Origin of the sequence: Neoaquamicrobium microcysteis (assembly GCF_008180155.1) — a bacterium.
Taxonomy (GTDB): Bacteria; Pseudomonadota; Alphaproteobacteria; order Rhizobiales; family Rhizobiaceae; genus Aerobium; species Aerobium microcysteis.
Map to the genome: position 1 here is coordinate 46,767 of NZ_VSZS01000064.1, position 15,315 is coordinate 62,081.

Below are 15,315 nucleotides of genomic sequence, written 5' to 3' on the forward strand. Positions count from 1 at the left end.
GTTTCGTCCTCACCTTGGTTGCGAAGGAAGCCCCCGCATGGGGCAGTGATGCAGGCGCGATATGCTTCTATACATTCGGTTCGCCGATAGCCTGTCGGCATGGTTCGGCAAGGCCTTCGCATGGTGTGTCATGGTGATGACCATCGGCGTGGGCTACGAAGTGGTCGTCCGCTACATCTTCCGTAGCCCGACCGCGTGGGCCTTCGACCTCACCTACATGATGTACGGCTCGATGTTCATGATGGCGGGGGCTTATGCGCTTTCGCGTAACTCGCACGTGCGGGGCGACTTCATCTACAGGCTGTGGAAGCCGCGCACCCAGGCCACCGTCGAGCTGATCCTCTATTTTGTCTTTTTCTTTCCCGGCGTGCTCGCGCTGATCTTCGCCGGCTGGCGCTATGCAAGCCGCTCCTGGGGATATCTCGAGGTCAGCGTCATGAGCCCGGCCAACATCCCGATCTATCAGTTCAAGTCCGTCATCGTGGCCGCCGGCATCCTGCTTGCCATTCAGGGCCTGGCGCAGGTCTTCCGCTGCATCATCACGATCAGGCAAGGCTACTGGCCCCCCCAGGCCGACGACGTCGAAGAACTGGAGGAAACGCTGCAGAAGGAGGGGCTGGCGGCGCTGGACCCCGACGCGCAGCTCCTGCAGGACACCGGCCACGATGCCGCCCACGACAACCGGGAGACACGGCCGTGACCGATCCTCAAGTGGCCATCATGATGCTTGGCCTGTTCATCTTCATCATCATGTTCGGTTTCCCGGTCGCCTTCACCCTGATGGCGATGGGCATCGGCTTCGGCTACTACGCCTACTTCGACGGCGGGCGGATGTGGGCCGGCTACAATCGCGCGCTCAACAGTGATGCGGATACGTGGACCCTTTGGGAAAGCTGGATAAGCGGATTCTTCAACAACCGCGTTTTCGATCTCTTCGTCAACCAGACCTATTCGGTCATGGCGAACGACGTGCTCACCGCCATCCCGCTGTTCCTGTTCATGGGTTACATCGTCGAGCGCGCCAACATCGTCAGCCGTCTGTTCGAGACGCTCAACCTCGCCACGAGGCGAATGCCGGGCTCCATGGCCGTGGCAGCCATGATAACCTGTACCCTGTTTGCAACCGCCACGGGCATCGTCGGCGCAGTGGTCACGCTGATGGGGCTGCTCGCCTTCCCCGCGATGATGAAAGCGGGCTACGACAAGCGCTTCGCCTCCGGTGTCATCTGCGCGGGCGGTACGCTGGGCATCCTGATACCGCCTTCCATCCTGCTGATCGTCTATGCCGCGTCGTCGGGCACCTCGATCGTCAGGCTTTATGCCGGCGCGCTGTTGCCGGGTCTGCTGCTTGCGGGCATGTATCTGGTCTACATCATCGTGCGCGCCTATTTTCAGCCGCAGCTTGCGCCGAGGCCGCCGGAGCGCGACGAAAGCGTCTCTTCACTGCACGTCGCCTGGATGATGCTGACCTCGTTCTTCCCACTGGCGGTGCTGATCCTGTCTGTGCTGGGTGCGATCCTGTTCGGCCTCGCCACCCCCTCGGAAGCGGCCGCCATCGGCGCGCTGGGCGGTCTGGCGCTTGCCGCGGCTTATCGCGCGCTCACATGGGAACGCCTGCAGGAATCCGTCTATCTGACGGTGCGTACCACTGCGATGGTGTGCTGGCTGTTCGTCGGCTCCTGGGTCTTCGCGTCGGTCTTCTCCTATCTCGGCGGCGAACATGTCGTACGCGAACTCGTGCAGAGCCTGTCGCTGACGCCGCTGCAGTTCCTGATCCTCGCGCAGATCATCATCTTCCTTCTCGGCTGGCCGCTGGAGTGGTCGGAGATCGTCATCATCTTCGTGCCGATCTTCCTGCCGCTGCTGCCGCTGTTCGAGATCGACCCGCTGTTCTTCGGCATCCTTATCGCCCTGAACCTGCAGACCTCGTTCCTGTCGCCCCCCATGGCGATGTCGGCCTACTATCTCAAGGGCATCCAGCCCAAGAACGTCGAGCTGACGCAGATCTTCGCGGGCTCGATGCCGTATCTGGCGCTGGTGCTGGTATCGATGATCGTCGTCTACAACGTGCCGGGCATCGTCTATTATCTGCCCCAGCTGATGTACGGACGATAGGGAGGAAGTGATCCATGCCACTGCGTCATCGGCTGACCGACATCCACAAAGGCGTCGAGGAAAATGCCATGCTTGACCGGGTGCTCGCCCTCGTCGCCTTCCTCTTTTTCAGCGGCTTTCTCGGCGTCATCATCTTCTCTGTCAGCCACCCGATGCTCATTGTGGTGGCCGGGATGGGCATTGCCTTCGTCGGCTGGGACTTCTTCTCCCAGCTCTTCCTGCGGCGCAGGCGATACTGATCAGTCCTTGGTGGGCCGCAGCGGCAGCGGCTCGGCCTGCTCGACCTCGTCAGGCAACTCGCCCTTGAGCGCGTAGGCACGCCCGTCCCACCGCCACACGAGACCGGTCCCCGCGCCGCGTACCGGCAGCGTCACCAGATCCGGCCAGCCAAGCGAAAGTGAACGCCGCTCAAGGTGGAGCAGCACGTTCTCGGTGTCGTAGACCGCCCGCCATTGCCCCGTTTCGTCCTGTTCGCCGTCCGCATCACCGCCTGCCTCGGGTGCGAAACCGGTGATATTGCAGCCGGAAAGCCCGTAATACCATGACGAGCCGCAAAGCCGGGTAAACAGCAGACGCCGGCCCTCGCCAAGCTCCACCATCGCCGCGCTGACCTGCGGCTGCGACGCGGTGGAGGCCGCGAAAGCTTCGATGTCGTCCGCCCGCAACTGGCGTGCGAGGTTGATGTGCGACGAATAGGGCGTGAAGGTCACCGCCTGATAGGCCGACATGTCGCGCTGGCTGCACCGCTCCTGCGCCGTAGTAATGGCGACGTTGGAACCCTGCAGCGAGAAGACGGCGGGATCCGCCGCGTCGCCGAGGCGGATCTCCAGCCTCAGCCCGGACTTCAGCGGCTCTATCGCCTCGCTAGGGATTCTCGCGGTCAGAAGATTGCCGTCGGCGGAAAAAGCCACGTCGAAACCGCGGCCGTCGATCATCAAGGTCGCAGCGGCACCGTAGGCGGCGCGCAATGCCTCTTGCGCAGTCTCGAGCGTCAGCGTCCAGCGCTGCGCCTCGCATGAAAGCGCACCGGAAATCCCGCCTCCCCCGCGTGGAGCCGGCAGGCTGGCGCGCGCCTCCGTCTCGTCGGCTGTCCAACGGTCCAACGGTTGCGCGCCTGCCTGTGCGGTGACGGCAAGAAGGGCCGCGAACGCAAGCAAGGGTGCGCGCGCGGCAAGTCGTTTCATCGCGCGCGGCGAATGCGGCGCCAGGCTTGACCGATCCGGCAAGCTTTTCTCCCCCCAGTGCAGATGGAATCACTTGCGCAATCCTATCGACCGTTGCCCGCTCGGCAAGATTGCATCGGCTCACATTCGGATGAGCGGATGAGCCACCGGCCGTTCGTGGTTCGGGCGGCCTTGCCCGGCCCGGCATTCCTGCTAAAAGTGCCGCCGATTGAAATCGGGCTACGGGCCCGCGCGAGAACGGGGGCTTCATGTCCAAGTGGAAAGACGTCAAGAAGGTGGTGCTGGCCTATTCGGGCGGGCTCGATACCTCGATCATCCTGAAGTGGCTCCAGACCGAGCTCAACGCGGAGGTGGTCACCTTCACCGCCGACCTCGGGCAGGGCGACGACGATCTTGAGCCGGCGCGCCGCAAGGCCGAGATGCTGGGCGCGAAGAAGATGTACATCGAGGACGTGCGCGAGGAATTCGTGTCCGACTTCGTCTTCCCGATGTTCCGCGCCAACGCGCAATATGAGGGGCTCTATCTGCTCGGCACCTCCATTGCCCGCCCGCTTATCTCCAAGCGTCTGGTCGAGATCGCGCATGAAACCGGCGCCGACGCGATTGCCCATGGCGCGACCGGCAAGGGCAACGACCAGGTGCGCTTCGAGCTTTCGGCCTACGCGCTGAACCCGGACATCAAGGTCATAGCACCGTGGCGCGACTGGTCGTTCAAGTCGCGCACGGACCTCATCGACTTCGCCGAGAAGCACCAGATCCCGATCGCCAAGGACAAGCGCAACGAAGCGCCGTTCTCCGTCGACGCCAACCTGCTGCACTCGTCCTCCGAGGGCAAGGTGCTGGAAGACCCGTGGGGCGAGCCGCCGGAATACGTCCACCAGCGCACCGTTTCGCCGATGGACGCGCCCGACGAGGTGACGGAAATCACCATCTCGTTCCGCCGGGGCGACGCGGTCGCCATCGACGGCAAGGAGCTTTCGCCCGCATCGCTGCTGGCCGCCCTCAACGACCTCGGCCGCGACAACGGCATCGGCCGCCTCGACCTCGTCGAGAACCGGTTCGTGGGCATGAAGTCGCGCGGCGTCTACGAGACCCCCGGCGGGACGATCCTGCTTGCAGCGCATCGCGCGATCGAATCGATCACGCTCGACAGGGGTGCGGCCCACCTCAAGGACGAGCTGATGCCGCGTTATGCCGAGCTGATCTACAACGGCTTCTGGTTCTCGCCCGAGCGCGAGATGCTGCAGGCATTGATCGACAGGAGCCAGGAAGACGTCGAGGGCGATGTGCGCCTCAAGCTCTACAAGGGCAACGTCATCGTCACCGGACGGCGTTCGCCGAAGTCTCTCTATTCCGACGCGCTGGTCACATTCGAGGACGATCGCGGCGCCTACGACCAGAAGGACGCCGAGGGTTTCATCCGCCTCAATGCGCTGCGCCTGCGCACGCTGGCCGCAAGGAAGCGCAACGGCTGAAACTTCTCAGGACTGTAAAAAGGCCCGGAAGCAGCGCTTCCGGGCCTTGTCGTTTCCGGCGATGCGACGGCTCAACCGTCGATCTGGCGACCCATGATGGCGATGGCCTGCTGGTAGACACCTGCCGCGTTCCAGCCCTGGATAGCGCGATAATTGGGTTCGCCGGGCTGGTAGCCGGCGCCCGGCCGCCAGCCGTGACCGCGTAGGAAGTTGGCTGTCGAGTAGAGCGCATCTGCCCTGCTGCGGATGAGATCGACGCGGCCGTCGCCATCGCCGTCGATGCCGAACTTGATGACGTTTTCCGGCAGGAACTGTGTCTGCCCGACCTCGCCATGGGCCGCCCCGATCGCATCGGCGCGCAGTGAGCCGTTGTCGACGAGTTGCAGAGCCGCCCAAAGCTGGCGCGTGAAGAACTCCGAGCGTCGGCAGTCATAGGCAAGCGTCGCCACGGCCGAGACGATGTTCTGGTTGCCCATATAGCCGCCGAAATTCGTTTCCATGCCCCATATGGCAAGGAGTACGCCCGCCGGAACGCCGTATTGCCGCTCGATGCTGCTGAACAGCTGGGCGTTCTGCTGCTTCAGCTGCTTGCCCCGCCGCACGATGGCGGCGGCGCCGCGGCGCTCCATGAACTGGTCGAGCGTCAGGCGAAAGCTCTTCTGCCCGCGATCCGCGCTGATGGTTGCGTTGTTGTATCGCGTGCCGTCCAGCGCAGCCAGCGCCCTCTGGCCCACGCCCCGGTTCGCCGCCTGCTGGCGGAATTCCGCCTTCCAGGCATTGAACCCATTGGAATTGTTGCCGCATTGCTGCGCCTGCGCCACACCGGTGGACAGGCCCAGCGCCAGCAACACCATCGCCAGCGCCTTGCCGCTCGCCTTCGCCGCCATCCGATTCTCCTTGCTCGACTGATTCTGTCCCTTGGCGCGACATTGCCAGCCTGCCGCCGGCTTGTCACGCGCCGCCCGCAAGATGTTGCCAGGTTCAAAACGCTGGCGCGCGCCGCTAAACTTCAATAACTTCGTATCGTTACCGGAGCCTTACTTGGGGGAAGGGGCATGGCGGATGTCGATGTCGTGATCGTCGGCGCTGGCTCGGCGGGACTGGCGGCGGCGCGAACGCTCCAGCGGGCCGGCAAATCCTTCCGGCTGCTCGAGGCGATGGACAGGATCGGCGGGCGCGCCTTCACCACCAGCGAACATTTCGGCATCCCCTTCGACATCGGCTGCGCATGGCTTCACGCCGCCGACCGGAACCCGTATTTCGCGGAAGCGCAGGAGGCCGGGTGGACGCTGTTTCACCACGACATGGGGCTCGACCACCTCTATTTTCGTGGCCGCAGGGCAGACCCAGAAGAACTGGAAGCCGCGCGGGCGGCCGATGCCCGCATCCAGGCCAGCATCGAGGCGCATGACGGCCTGGACGACAGGCTGGCTTCGCTGCTGGGAAACTGCCACGCCCTGCGCGCGGCGGCGACCTTCTCCGGCCCGATGGATTTCGGCAAGGACGACGACGAGATTTCCATCGCCGACTTCAGCGCCGCAGCCGACCTAGACCCCAACTACTTCACCAGGGAAGGTTTCGGCACGCTGGTGGCACGCTACGGCGCTGGCATACCGGTCGAGCTTTCGACGCCTGTGCGCAACATACGCTGGGGCGGCCCCGGGGTTGCGGTCGGCACAGATCGTGGAACGATCCGCGCCAGTGCGGTCATCGTCACGACATCGCCGGCAGTGCTGGCCTTCAACGAGATCGAGTTCCTGCCCCGCCTGCCGGATCGGCACATGGAAGCGATCTTCGACCTGCCGATGGGCATGCTCACCAAGATCCCCGTCGAGATCAGCGGCGGGCGCTTCGGGCTGAAGCCCTTCGACGACCTGCTGATCGAGGGTCACGCGCGACACGACCTGTTCTTCCTGTGCTTTCCCTTCGACATCGACCTGATGGTGGGTTTCGTCGGCGGCGATTTCGCCTGGGAGATGGAGGCGGCCGGCGAAGCCGCCGGCGTCGACTACGTCGTGGGGCAGCTCTGCGCCATCTTCGGCAACGACGCGCGCAAATATGTCGGCCGCGCCGCAATGACCCGCTGGAGCGGCGAACGCTACATGCGCGGCGCCTACGCTGCCGCGAGGCCCGGCCGGGCCGGGGCGCGGCGAACGCTGGCAGCGCCGGTGGGAGAACGTATCTGGTTTGCCGGCGAACATCTGGCCGGACCGCTGATCCAGACCTGCGGCGGCGCGAGACTGTCGGGCGAAGAGGCCGCCAGGAAGGTGCTTGCCCAGCTCTGAGCGCCGGCTTTTGCCCGCCTCCCGATATGAAGCGTGACCGCAATTCACTCCGCGCTAAAGGAACCTTGTCGTCCTCTTTCCGTTCTTGGCTCCTGAAGGGGTATCTGAAGGAGAGAAGAACAAATGAAAACGAAGTTTCTCGTTTCTGCCGCAACCTGCGCGATGCTCGCGCTTACCGGCACGGCCATGGCGCAGACTGCGGTCGTCGCCACCACGGACCTGAATATCCGCTCCGGTCCCGGGCCTGAATATCCCGTCATCGGCGCCATCGCAATCGACGACCAGGCCATGCTGGGCGGCTGCATCGAAGGCAGCAAGTGGTGCCAGATCAGCTATGCAGGCGCCGAAGGCTGGGTCTATTCCGACTACCTGATCGCCGACAATGCCGGCGTTGAGGTTATCGTGACCGAGCGCCCGGCCGGGATGGATGTGCCGGTGGCGGTCTACGAAGGCCCGGCTGAAACCGCTCCCGTGGATGGCGGCGCGGTTGGCGGCGTGACCGGTGGCGTGACCGGCGCGATTGCCGGCGCGATCATTGCCGGTCCGGTCGGCGCAGCTGTGGGCGGCATCGCCGGTGCAGCCGGCGGCGGCGTCACCGGTTCGATCATAGACCCCAATCCAGAGGTCCGCACCTATGTCCAGGAAAACCCGGTCGAACCGGTCTACCTGGAAGGTGAAGTGGTCGTCGGTGCCAGCCTGCCGGAGACCGTCGAGGTTCGCGAGATTCCCGACTACGAATACCGCTACGTTTACGTGAACGGCCAGCCGGTGCTCGTCGAGCCGGGCACGAACCGCATCGTGTACATCGTCCGCTAGTTCCCTCAGTCTGTCGGACGATGTCGAGGCCGCCTGTCCTCCGCGACAGGCGGCCTCTTCTGTTGGGACGGCATTTGCCTTGACTCTGCCGCGCTTTTCCTGTCTAGAGCGCCTGAATTCAGCGACGAGTGACAACTCCGAGCCGCCGACCGGGGCGATCTTCCTGCGAGAAGATAACGATCCCGGAGGTCAACACCCGGCAGCGCGATGCGCCCCCGGGTGCTTTTCGGCTTTGAGGTTTGGCATACCGCCGCTGGGGCATTACCTCTCTGGCGAACGAAATCGACAGGGAACGGGAAAAGCGGATGTTTGAGAGCCTACAGGAACGACTTGGTTCGATATTGAACGGCCTGACCGGCCGTGGCGCGCTGTCGGAAGCCGATGTGTCCGCCGCGCTGCGCGAGGTTCGCCGTGCGTTGATCGAGGCCGACGTTGCGCTAGAAGTCGTCCGCTCCTTCGTCGACAAGGTGCGCGAGAAGGCCGTCGGCGCCGAGGTACTCAAGTCGATCAAGCCCGGCCAGATGGTCGTCAAGATCGTCCATGACGAGCTGGTCGAGATGCTCGGCTCCGAAGGCCAGACCATCGACCTCAACGCGCCTGCGCCCGTCGTCATCATGATGGTCGGACTGCAGGGTTCCGGCAAGACGACCACCACCGGCAAGATCGCAAAGCGGCTGACCGAGCGGCAGGGCAAGAAGGTCCTGATGGCCTCGCTCGACACGCGCCGGCCCGCCGCTCAGGAACAGCTTCGCCAGATCGGCGAGCAGACCGGCGTCGCCACCCTGCCGATCATTGCCGGCCAGTCGCCGGTGGACATCGCAAAGCGCGCCGTGCAGGCAGGCAAGCTCGGCGGGCACGACGTCGTCATCCTCGACACCGCTGGCCGCACCCATATAGACGAGCCGCTGATGGTCGAGATGGCCGAGATCAAGCGGTCCTCGACCCCGCACGAAATCCTGCTCGTCGCCGACTCGCTCACCGGTCAGGACGCCGTCAACCTCGCCCGCAACTTCGACGAGCGCGTCGGCGTCACCGGCCTCGTGCTCACCCGCATGGATGGCGACGGTCGCGGCGGTGCTGCTCTTTCCATGCGTGCCGTCACCGGCAAGCCGGTAAAGCTCATCGGCGTCGGCGAGAAGATGGACGCGCTCGAGGAGTTCCATCCCAAGCGCATCGCAGACCGCATCCTCGGCATGGGCGACATCGTCTCCCTTGTCGAGAAGGCTGCCGAAACCATCGACGCGGAAAAAGCCGCGGCGATGGCCAAGAAGATGCAGTCGGGCAAGTTCGACCTGAACGATCTCGCCGACCAGCTTGGCCAGATGCAGAAGATGGGCGGAATGGGCGGCATCATGGGCATGATGCCCGGCATGGGCAAGATGAAGGACCAGATGTCTGCAGCCGGCCTCGACGACAGGATGTTCGGTCGCCAGATCGCCATCATCCAGTCGATGACCAAGGCCGAGCGCGCCAACCCCGATCTGCTCAAGCATTCGCGCAAGAAGCGCATCGCGGCGGGCTCGGGCACCGACGCCGCCCAGATCAACAAGCTTCTGAAGATGCACCGCCAGATGGCCGACATGATGAAGGCCATGGGCGGCAAGGGCAAGGGCGGCGGCATGATGCGCGGCCTCATGGGCGGCATGGCGTCGAAGATGGGGCTTGGCGGCATGATGCCCGGCATGGGTGGCATGCCCGACCTGTCGAAGATGGACCCCAAGCAGTTGGAGGCGCTGCAGAGGCAGGCCGAGGCAGCGGGCCTCGGTGGCGGGCTGCCAAAGGGCCTGCCGGGCGGTTTTCCCGGCCTGCCGGGTGGAGGGCTTCCGGGACTTCCCGGCGGCATGAAGCTTCCGGGCCTGCCCGGCAAGAAGAAGTGAGGGGGAGATGAACGAAGCGACACCCATGGACGCCGCGCGCGCCCAGCTCGCCGAATACCGGGCCTCCATCGACAATATCGACGCGGCCCTCATCCACATGCTTGCCGAGCGCTTCCGCTGCACCAAGGCGGTAGGCGTGCTGAAGGCGAAGCATGATTTGCCGCCGGCAGACCCGGCGCGCGAGGGCCAGCAGATCGCGCGGCTTCGCCAGCTCGCGCAGGACGCTCACCTCGACCCAGATTTTGCGGAGAAGTTCCTGAACTTCATTATCCGCGAGGTCATTCGCCACCACGAGGCGATCGCCTCCGGCAACCAGACAAATCCCTGAACACCAAGATCAACGAACCAAGGCCCAGGCCCAGAAATCCAGGAGAAATGAAATGGCACTGAAAATCCGTCTCGCCCGCGCGGGCTCCAAGAAGCGCCCCTACTACCACGTCGTGATCGCCGACGTCCGTTCGCCCCGCGACGGCCGCTTCATCGAGCAGGTCGGCTCGTGGAACCCGATGCTGCCCAAGGACGGCGACCGCGTGAAGCTCGACGAAGACCGCATCAAGCACTGGCTGTCGAACGGCGCGCTGCCGACCGACCGCGTCGCCCGCTTCCTGTCGGAAGCCGGCCTCGTGACGCGCGACGCCCGCTCGAACCCGACCAAGGGCGTTCCGGGCAAGAAGGCGCAGGAGCGCGTCGCCGCTGCCAAGCAGGCCGAGGAAGACGCAGCCGCCAAGAAGGCCGCAGCCGAAGCCGCTGCCGCCGAGGCAGCAGCCGCGCCGGCAGAGGAAGCCGCTTCGGAAGAAGCTGCATCCTGATTTCTTCCTGCACATCGCAGATACGAAAATGGCGGGCCTGAGCCCGCCATTTTTTTGGTACCCGGACGCCTTTCAGCTGGTGCCGAAGCGGTCGATCACATCGGTAAGCGGCACATGACCCCTGCACGCGCCGTTGCCCGGCTGCATCTCGCCGCTCTCCAGCGCCATCGCATAGGCGACGGCGGGTTCGGCTTCGATGCGCTTTCTCAAAGCTGCGAGCTTCGGCCAGCGGGACGTGTCCGCCACCTGGTGAAAATCAAGCCAGCGCGCGACGCCGATCAGAACGCCGTCGGCCAGAGTGGGATGGTCCGCGACCAGAAATCGCCCGTCGCCGATCATTTCTTCCAGTCGGTCATGGCGCTCGATGACGCCGTCTGCTCCCCATTCCTTCAAAACCGCCTGAACAGGCGGGTTTGGCGGCTCCATCTCCATTGCGGCCCATAAGGGGCCGAATGCTCCCGTGAAGCCGGTGTTGATGAACGCCATCAGCTGGTGCGCCCGCTCTGCCTCGCGCGACAGCGGATCGAAGCTGATGCGGCGACCCGTATCCCTCGCCTCCAGCCAGGCGGCGATCGCCATGGTTTCCGTGAGAACGCCGCCCTGTTCGGTGATGAGGGCCGGCGTTTCCACACGCGGGTTGATTCGCCTGTAGGAGGGCTCTCTCATCTCGCCGAGCATGTCGACGCGACACAGGCTGTAGGGCTTGCCCAGCCATTCCAGCGAGGCGACGAGCCCCATGGAGCTTCCGGCCGGGAAGCCATATATAAGGATCGGTTCCATATTTGTTGTTCTCCGTGATTTCTTGAGATCACGCTGCGCAGCGGAGCCGGACCATATCGGGCGGCCGCGCCAAGTAAATTACGCACCTTTTTGTAACCACGAGCTGCTCATGAAAGACCTCGTCTCCCGCTGCCCGATCGAAGAAGTCATGCAGGTGCTGAGCGGCCGCTGGCCGGCGCTGCTGATTTACTACCTGCATGAGGGGACCAAGCGGTTTACCGACCTTCGTCGCGACAATCCGACGATCTCGCACAAGATGCTCGCGTTCGAGCTTCGCAAGCTCGAAGACGCCGGTATTGTCCGCCGCACCGAATTTGGCGGCTATCCGCTGCGGGTCGAATACGACCTGACCCCTGCCGGAGAACGCCTGGTGCCGCTCATCGACGCGCTGGGGGACTGGTGGGAGGCGCAAGAGCCGGGCTTCACGGATACGCCGCCAACGGTGGCCGCTTCAGCCGAGGTCTAGCCAGCAGCGTAACAGCAGAAACACAAAAGCCGCGACGACGCGCGGCTTTGTGATCGGTTGGGAAAACTGGAGCGGGCGAAGGGATTCGAACCCTCGACCCCAACCTTGGCAAGGTTGTGCTCTACCCCTGAGCTACACCCGCTCGCGCGGCTCTCGCCGCAAGCCGCGCCTATATGGCCGAACTCGACCGGGAATGCAACAGGCAAAGACATGAATTTCTTGGCCTCTCGCGGCGCGGCTTGAGGCCATGTCTGGCGACGCCACCAACCGGGCTGGACGCGCGGCGCGCGCTTCGGCTAAGCACGATCTTCCATGCCTTCGACGGAGCTGACGCAATGCCCAAGACGCCCGACCAGCTTTTCGCCTTTCTGGACGGCCTGGGCATCGCGGTGAAGACGGTCACCCATCCGCCGCTCTTCACCGTGGCCGATTCGCAGGCCCTACGCGGCGAGATCGCCGGCGGTCACACCAAAAACCTGTTCCTGAAGGACAAGAAGGACAACTATTTCCTGCTCACGGTAGAGGAGAATGCGGAGGTGGACCTGAAGCAGATCCACCATGTCATCGGCGCGGCGAGCCGCGTCTCTTTCGGCAAGCCCGACAGGCTGCTCGAACTTCTGGGCGTCACGCCGGGAGCCGTCACCGCCTTCGGCATCGTCAACGACACAGCCGGCGCTGTGAAGATCATCTTCGACGAGGCGCTGATGCGCCACGACATCGTCAATGCCCACCCGCTGACCAACGATGCCACGACGTCGATAGCGCGCGAAGACCTGCTTCGCTTCGTGGAGGCGACCGGCCACCAGCCGCTCGTCTTGAAACTCTCGGCCTAGACGCCACATTTCATTGCGCGTCTACTCGACCTGCCGCGCCGCTGGTATTAGAGCGTGCGAAAGTCTCGGCGAAACAAGGAACGGTTATGAGCGTTCAGGACAACCCCTATGGCGGCTATGCCGTCCAGTACGGCGACAACGGTGCGCCGGCCGAACCCGCGCAGGACGCCGCGGGAGCGGTGAAGGACACGACCACGGCCGGCTTTGCCGCGGACGTGATACAGGAATCGCGGAACCAGCCGGTTCTTGTCGATTTCTGGGCGCCTTGGTGCGGCCCGTGCAAGCAGCTTGCGCCGGCGCTTGAAAAGGCGGTGCGTGAATCGCGTGGCCGGGTGAAGCTGGTCAAGATGAACATCGACGAGCATCCGGCCATTGCCGGCCAGCTCGGCATCCAGTCCATTCCCGCGGTCATTGCTTTCCGCGACGGCCAGCCGGTCGACGGCTTCATGGGCGCGATACCCGAAAGCAAGATCGTCGAGTTCATCGACAAGGTGGCGGGTGCGGGCGGCGCCGGGCAGGCGACTGCCGACGCTCTCGCCGCCGCCCAGGAAGTGCGCGCGGAAGGCGACCTGCAGGGCGCGGCGCAGATCTATGCCGCGATCCTCCAGCAGGAGCCGGAAAACCTCGATGCTCTGGGCGGTCTGGCGGAAGTGCTGTTCGACGCCGGTAGCGCGGACAATGCCCGCGAAGTTCTTGCCCGCGCGCCCGAAACCGCCAGCGATGCGCCGCAACTTGCCGGCATCCGCGCCAAGCTGGCGCTGGCCGAGCAGGTGGCCGAGCTGGGCGACCCTGCGGCGCTGGAGCGCCGTCTGGCCGAAAACCCGAAGGACCATCAGGCGCGTTTCGACCTCGCTCTGATCGCTAACGCGCTCGGCGAGCGCGATCAGGCGGCCGACCATCTGCTGGCGATCATGAAGGCCGACCGCACCTGGAAGGACGACGGCGCGCGGCTCCAGCTTCTGAAGTTCTTCGAGGCTTGGGGCATGGCTGACGAAGCGACGCTTGCGGCCCGGCGCAAGCTTTCGTCGCTTCTGTTCTCGTAAGCGCAGGCGAGGTAACGCCGGCAGCGGCAGATAGGAGACGATGGTGCAGGCGGGAAACGCGCGCTACCGAACGGCGAAGGACATTCCCGACACGGTCCCGGTGTTTCCGCTGACCGGCGCGCTGCTCTTGCCGGGTGGCCGCATGCCGCTCAACATATTCGAGCCGCGCTATCTGGAGATGATCGACCATGCGCTGGCCCATCAGCGCCTCATCGGCATGATCCAGCCGCGTCTTGACGGGGCGCTGCGCAGCGATGGCGAGCCGGAACTGTGCGAGGTCGGCTGCCTTGGGCGCCTCACCTCCTTTGCCGAGACCGGCGACGGACGTTACCTCATATCGCTTCAGGGCGTGTGCCGTTTCCGGATTGCCTCCGAGATGCACACAAGGGCCCCTTTCCGCCAGAGCCGCATCGCCGCCTTCATCGCCGACCTCGACGCCGAGGCGGGCGCGGGCGAGGTCGACCGCCCAGCCCTGCTCAAGGCTTTCCGTGCCTATCTGAAGGCCAACGACCTCGACGCGGACTGGGAAAGCGTCAGCCGCGCCGAGAACGCGATGCTGGTCAACGCGCTGTCGATGATGGCGCCCTATGGCCCGGCCGAAAAGCAGGCGCTCCTTGAAGCGCCGGACCTGAAGACCAGGGCCGAGACGCTGATCGCCATCACCGAGATCGCGCTGGCGCGCGACGACGAGGATTTCGGCTCCAGCCTGCAATAGTGGGGAAACATGGACGAGACGGCACTGGCCAAAGCACACGCGGTCGACCCGAAACTTCTCGAGATGCTGGCCTGCCCGCTGACCAAGGCGCCGCTGAAGTGGCGGCCCGAAACCTCCGAGCTGGTATCGCCTTCGGCAAAGCTGGCCTATCCCGTGCGCGACGGCGTGCCCATCATGCTTCCCTCCGAAGCGCGGCCGCTGGCCGAGGACGAGCTGGACCGGTGAGGTTCTTCCCGGACAGGCTCGGTCCAGTTGCGCGCAGGTGCCACCGTGACCCGTCGGGACCCTCGTGAGCAGCCCTGAAAAGCAGGCCCGCCGCAGCAAGGGCTATGCCAACCGCGAGGCGATCACCGCGGCCGCGGCTGGGCTGTTCTGGCGCGAAGGCTACGCCTCTACGACGCTTGCCGACGTGGCGATTGCCGCGAACGTGCCTCCCGGAAACCTCTTCTACTATTTCAGGACCAAGGCCGACCTCGCCCGCGCCGTCGCCGACGTGTTCGTGGCCGAGACGGAGGCGATGCTGGAAGCGACCGGCGCGGATGAAGGCGAACCGCGCCGTCGGCTGGCTGCCCTGGTGGCGAGGCTGTCGCGCAGCGCGCCCGGCCGTGTGGCGCATGGCTGCCTGATCGCGCTTTGCGTCAGGGATTTTCGCCGCGACGCGCCGGAAGCCTCCGATCGTGCCGCCGAGGCTTTCGCGATGCTCGTCGGCTTCATGGCGCGCGAGCTTGGCCGGGCCGGCCAGCGCCCCTCGCTGGCGCTTTCACGCGCGCGCGCCGCACTGGCCGAGTGGCAGGGCGGCATCATGCTTGCCCATGCGCTCAAGGACGCCTCCATCCTGTCGGAGAGCTTTCGCCGCATGGAACGTACGCTGGCTGGATGAGCCGCTGAAAAGCGCTTTCCGGCGGTCGTGATGGATG

At 64.8% G+C, this 15,315-nt stretch carries 18 protein-coding genes and 1 tRNA gene; 15 read left to right on the forward strand and 4 right to left on the reverse strand.

The genetic code is table 11. The features are described 5' to 3' along the window. Positions 1–61: 61 nt before the first annotated feature. From FY036_RS13830 to FY036_RS13840, 3 genes are read left to right on the forward strand one after another with little or no spacing between them, the layout of a single operon-like run. A complete protein-coding gene (locus FY036_RS13830) occupies positions 62–700 on the forward strand; it encodes a TRAP transporter small permease subunit (protein ID WP_148915332.1) in 639 nt (212 codons plus the stop codon). Next, positions 697–2,115 carry a TRAP transporter large permease gene (locus tag FY036_RS13835; RefSeq protein ID WP_148915333.1) on the forward strand — a complete coding sequence of 473 codons (1,419 nt, stop codon included), beginning with the start codon at positions 697–699 and terminating at the stop codon, positions 2,113–2,115. Before FY036_RS13830 ends, FY036_RS13835 begins: the two co-directional genes overlap by 4 nt. A 14-nt stretch (positions 2,116–2,129) precedes the next feature. After that, positions 2,130–2,354 carry a hypothetical protein gene (locus FY036_RS13840; protein ID WP_148915334.1) on the forward strand — a complete coding sequence of 75 codons (225 nt, stop codon included), beginning with the start codon at positions 2,130–2,132 and terminating at the stop codon, positions 2,352–2,354. On the opposite strand, the gene FY036_RS13845 is transcribed toward FY036_RS13840, so the two are convergent. After that, a complete protein-coding gene (locus FY036_RS13845; RefSeq protein WP_148915335.1) occupies positions 2,355–3,218 on the reverse strand; it encodes a hypothetical protein in 864 nt (287 codons plus the stop codon). A gap of 329 nt (positions 3,219–3,547) precedes the next feature. Here FY036_RS13845 and FY036_RS13850 point away from each other — a divergent pair, with 329 nt between their 5' ends. Next, complete coding sequence (locus tag FY036_RS13850; protein ID WP_148915336.1) at positions 3,548–4,774, forward strand: argininosuccinate synthase; 1,227 nt, start codon at positions 3,548–3,550, stop codon at positions 4,772–4,774. Between the two features lie 71 nt (positions 4,775–4,845). Here FY036_RS13850 and FY036_RS13855 read toward each other — a convergent pair whose 3' ends face one another. After that, the gene (locus tag FY036_RS13855) at positions 4,846–5,661 is read right to left on the reverse strand and encodes a lytic murein transglycosylase (RefSeq protein WP_148915337.1); all 816 of its coding nucleotides are present in this window, start codon (positions 5,659–5,661) and stop codon (positions 4,846–4,848) included. A gap of 168 nt (positions 5,662–5,829) precedes the next feature. Between FY036_RS13855 and FY036_RS13860 the strand changes: the two genes are divergently transcribed. The 5 genes from FY036_RS13860 to rpsP all read left to right on the forward strand — a co-directional run bounded on the left by FY036_RS13860 (position 5,830) and on the right by rpsP (position 10,561). Further along, complete coding sequence (locus tag FY036_RS13860) at positions 5,830–7,059, forward strand: flavin monoamine oxidase family protein (protein ID WP_148915338.1); 1,230 nt, start codon at positions 5,830–5,832, stop codon at positions 7,057–7,059. Positions 7,060–7,182: 123 nt separating this feature from the next. After that, the gene (locus FY036_RS13865) at positions 7,183–7,875 is read left to right on the forward strand and encodes a DUF1236 domain-containing protein (RefSeq protein WP_148915339.1); all 693 of its coding nucleotides are present in this window, start codon (positions 7,183–7,185) and stop codon (positions 7,873–7,875) included. 305 nt (positions 7,876–8,180) lie between these two features. Then, positions 8,181–9,752 (forward strand): signal recognition particle protein, encoded by a 1,572-nt coding sequence (gene ffh / locus FY036_RS13870; protein ID WP_148915340.1) that lies wholly within the window; start codon positions 8,181–8,183, stop codon positions 9,750–9,752. Positions 9,753–9,759: 7 nt separating this feature from the next. Next, on the forward strand, positions 9,760–10,080 hold the full coding sequence (locus tag FY036_RS13875; RefSeq protein ID WP_148915341.1) for a chorismate mutase: 321 nt from the start codon (positions 9,760–9,762) through the stop codon (positions 10,078–10,080). Positions 10,081–10,132: 52 nt separating this feature from the next. Then, entirely contained in the window at positions 10,133–10,561 is a 429-nt protein-coding gene (gene rpsP, locus FY036_RS13880; protein WP_148915342.1) for a 30S ribosomal protein S16, read from the forward strand. 72 nt (positions 10,562–10,633) lie between these two features. On the opposite strand, the gene FY036_RS13885 is transcribed toward rpsP, so the two are convergent. Beyond that, complete coding sequence (locus tag FY036_RS13885) at positions 10,634–11,341, reverse strand: glutathione S-transferase family protein (protein WP_148915343.1); 708 nt, start codon at positions 11,339–11,341, stop codon at positions 10,634–10,636. Between the two features lie 109 nt (positions 11,342–11,450). On the opposite strand from FY036_RS13885, the gene FY036_RS13890 reads away from it, so the two are divergent. Next, a complete protein-coding gene (locus FY036_RS13890) occupies positions 11,451–11,807 on the forward strand; it encodes a winged helix-turn-helix transcriptional regulator (protein ID WP_148915344.1) in 357 nt (118 codons plus the stop codon). Positions 11,808–11,874: 67 nt separating this feature from the next. Here the strand turns inward: FY036_RS13890 and FY036_RS13895 are convergent. After that, positions 11,875–11,949 (reverse strand) — tRNA-Gly (locus FY036_RS13895). Between the two features lie 193 nt (positions 11,950–12,142). On the opposite strand from FY036_RS13895, the gene FY036_RS13900 reads away from it, so the two are divergent. From FY036_RS13900 to FY036_RS13920, 5 genes are all read left to right on the forward strand, one after another. Beyond that, a complete protein-coding gene (locus tag FY036_RS13900) occupies positions 12,143–12,640 on the forward strand; it encodes a prolyl-tRNA synthetase associated domain-containing protein (protein ID WP_148915345.1) in 498 nt (165 codons plus the stop codon). 86 nt (positions 12,641–12,726) lie between these two features. Continuing rightward, positions 12,727–13,683, forward strand: a complete 957-nt coding sequence (gene trxA, locus FY036_RS13905) for a thioredoxin (protein WP_148915346.1) — start codon at positions 12,727–12,729, stop codon at positions 13,681–13,683. 43 nt (positions 13,684–13,726) lie between these two features. Then, on the forward strand, positions 13,727–14,398 hold the full coding sequence (locus tag FY036_RS13910; protein WP_148915611.1) for an LON peptidase substrate-binding domain-containing protein: 672 nt from the start codon (positions 13,727–13,729) through the stop codon (positions 14,396–14,398). Positions 14,399–14,407: 9 nt separating this feature from the next. Continuing rightward, positions 14,408–14,623: a Trm112 family protein gene (locus FY036_RS13915; protein WP_148915347.1), complete on the forward strand. Its 216-nt coding sequence runs from the start codon at positions 14,408–14,410 to the stop codon at positions 14,621–14,623. Positions 14,624–14,687: 64 nt separating this feature from the next. Then, on the forward strand, positions 14,688–15,278 hold the full coding sequence (locus FY036_RS13920) for a TetR/AcrR family transcriptional regulator (protein ID WP_148915348.1): 591 nt from the start codon (positions 14,688–14,690) through the stop codon (positions 15,276–15,278). Positions 15,279–15,315: the final 37 nt, after the last annotated feature.

Excerpts from the sequence above, each read along its gene's own strand:
- trxA (WP_148915346.1), top strand. The coding sequence starts at position 12,727 with ATGAGCGTTCAGGACAACCCCTATGGCGGCTATGCCGTCCAGTACGGC.
- FY036_RS13915 (WP_148915347.1), top strand. The coding sequence starts at position 14,408 with ATGGACGAGACGGCACTGGCCAAAGCACACGCGGTCGACCCGAAACTT.
- FY036_RS13900 (WP_148915345.1), top strand. The coding sequence starts at position 12,143 with ATGCCCAAGACGCCCGACCAGCTTTTCGCCTTTCTGGACGGCCTGGGC.
- FY036_RS13885 (WP_148915343.1), bottom strand. The coding sequence starts at position 11,341 with ATGGAACCGATCCTTATATATGGCTTCCCGGCCGGAAGCTCCATGGGG.
- FY036_RS13830 (WP_148915332.1), top strand. The coding sequence starts at position 62 with ATGCTTCTATACATTCGGTTCGCCGATAGCCTGTCGGCATGGTTCGGC.
- FY036_RS13875 (WP_148915341.1), top strand. The coding sequence starts at position 9,760 with ATGAACGAAGCGACACCCATGGACGCCGCGCGCGCCCAGCTCGCCGAA.
- FY036_RS13850 (WP_148915336.1), top strand. The coding sequence starts at position 3,548 with ATGTCCAAGTGGAAAGACGTCAAGAAGGTGGTGCTGGCCTATTCGGGC.
- FY036_RS13840 (WP_148915334.1), top strand. The coding sequence starts at position 2,130 with ATGCCACTGCGTCATCGGCTGACCGACATCCACAAAGGCGTCGAGGAA.
- FY036_RS13855 (WP_148915337.1), bottom strand. The coding sequence starts at position 5,661 with ATGGCGGCGAAGGCGAGCGGCAAGGCGCTGGCGATGGTGTTGCTGGCG.
- rpsP (WP_148915342.1), top strand. The coding sequence starts at position 10,133 with ATGGCACTGAAAATCCGTCTCGCCCGCGCGGGCTCCAAGAAGCGCCCC.
- ffh (WP_148915340.1), top strand. The coding sequence starts at position 8,181 with ATGTTTGAGAGCCTACAGGAACGACTTGGTTCGATATTGAACGGCCTG.
- FY036_RS13860 (WP_148915338.1), top strand. The coding sequence starts at position 5,830 with ATGGCGGATGTCGATGTCGTGATCGTCGGCGCTGGCTCGGCGGGACTG.
- FY036_RS13865 (WP_148915339.1), top strand. The coding sequence starts at position 7,183 with ATGAAAACGAAGTTTCTCGTTTCTGCCGCAACCTGCGCGATGCTCGCG.
- FY036_RS13890 (WP_148915344.1), top strand. The coding sequence starts at position 11,451 with ATGAAAGACCTCGTCTCCCGCTGCCCGATCGAAGAAGTCATGCAGGTG.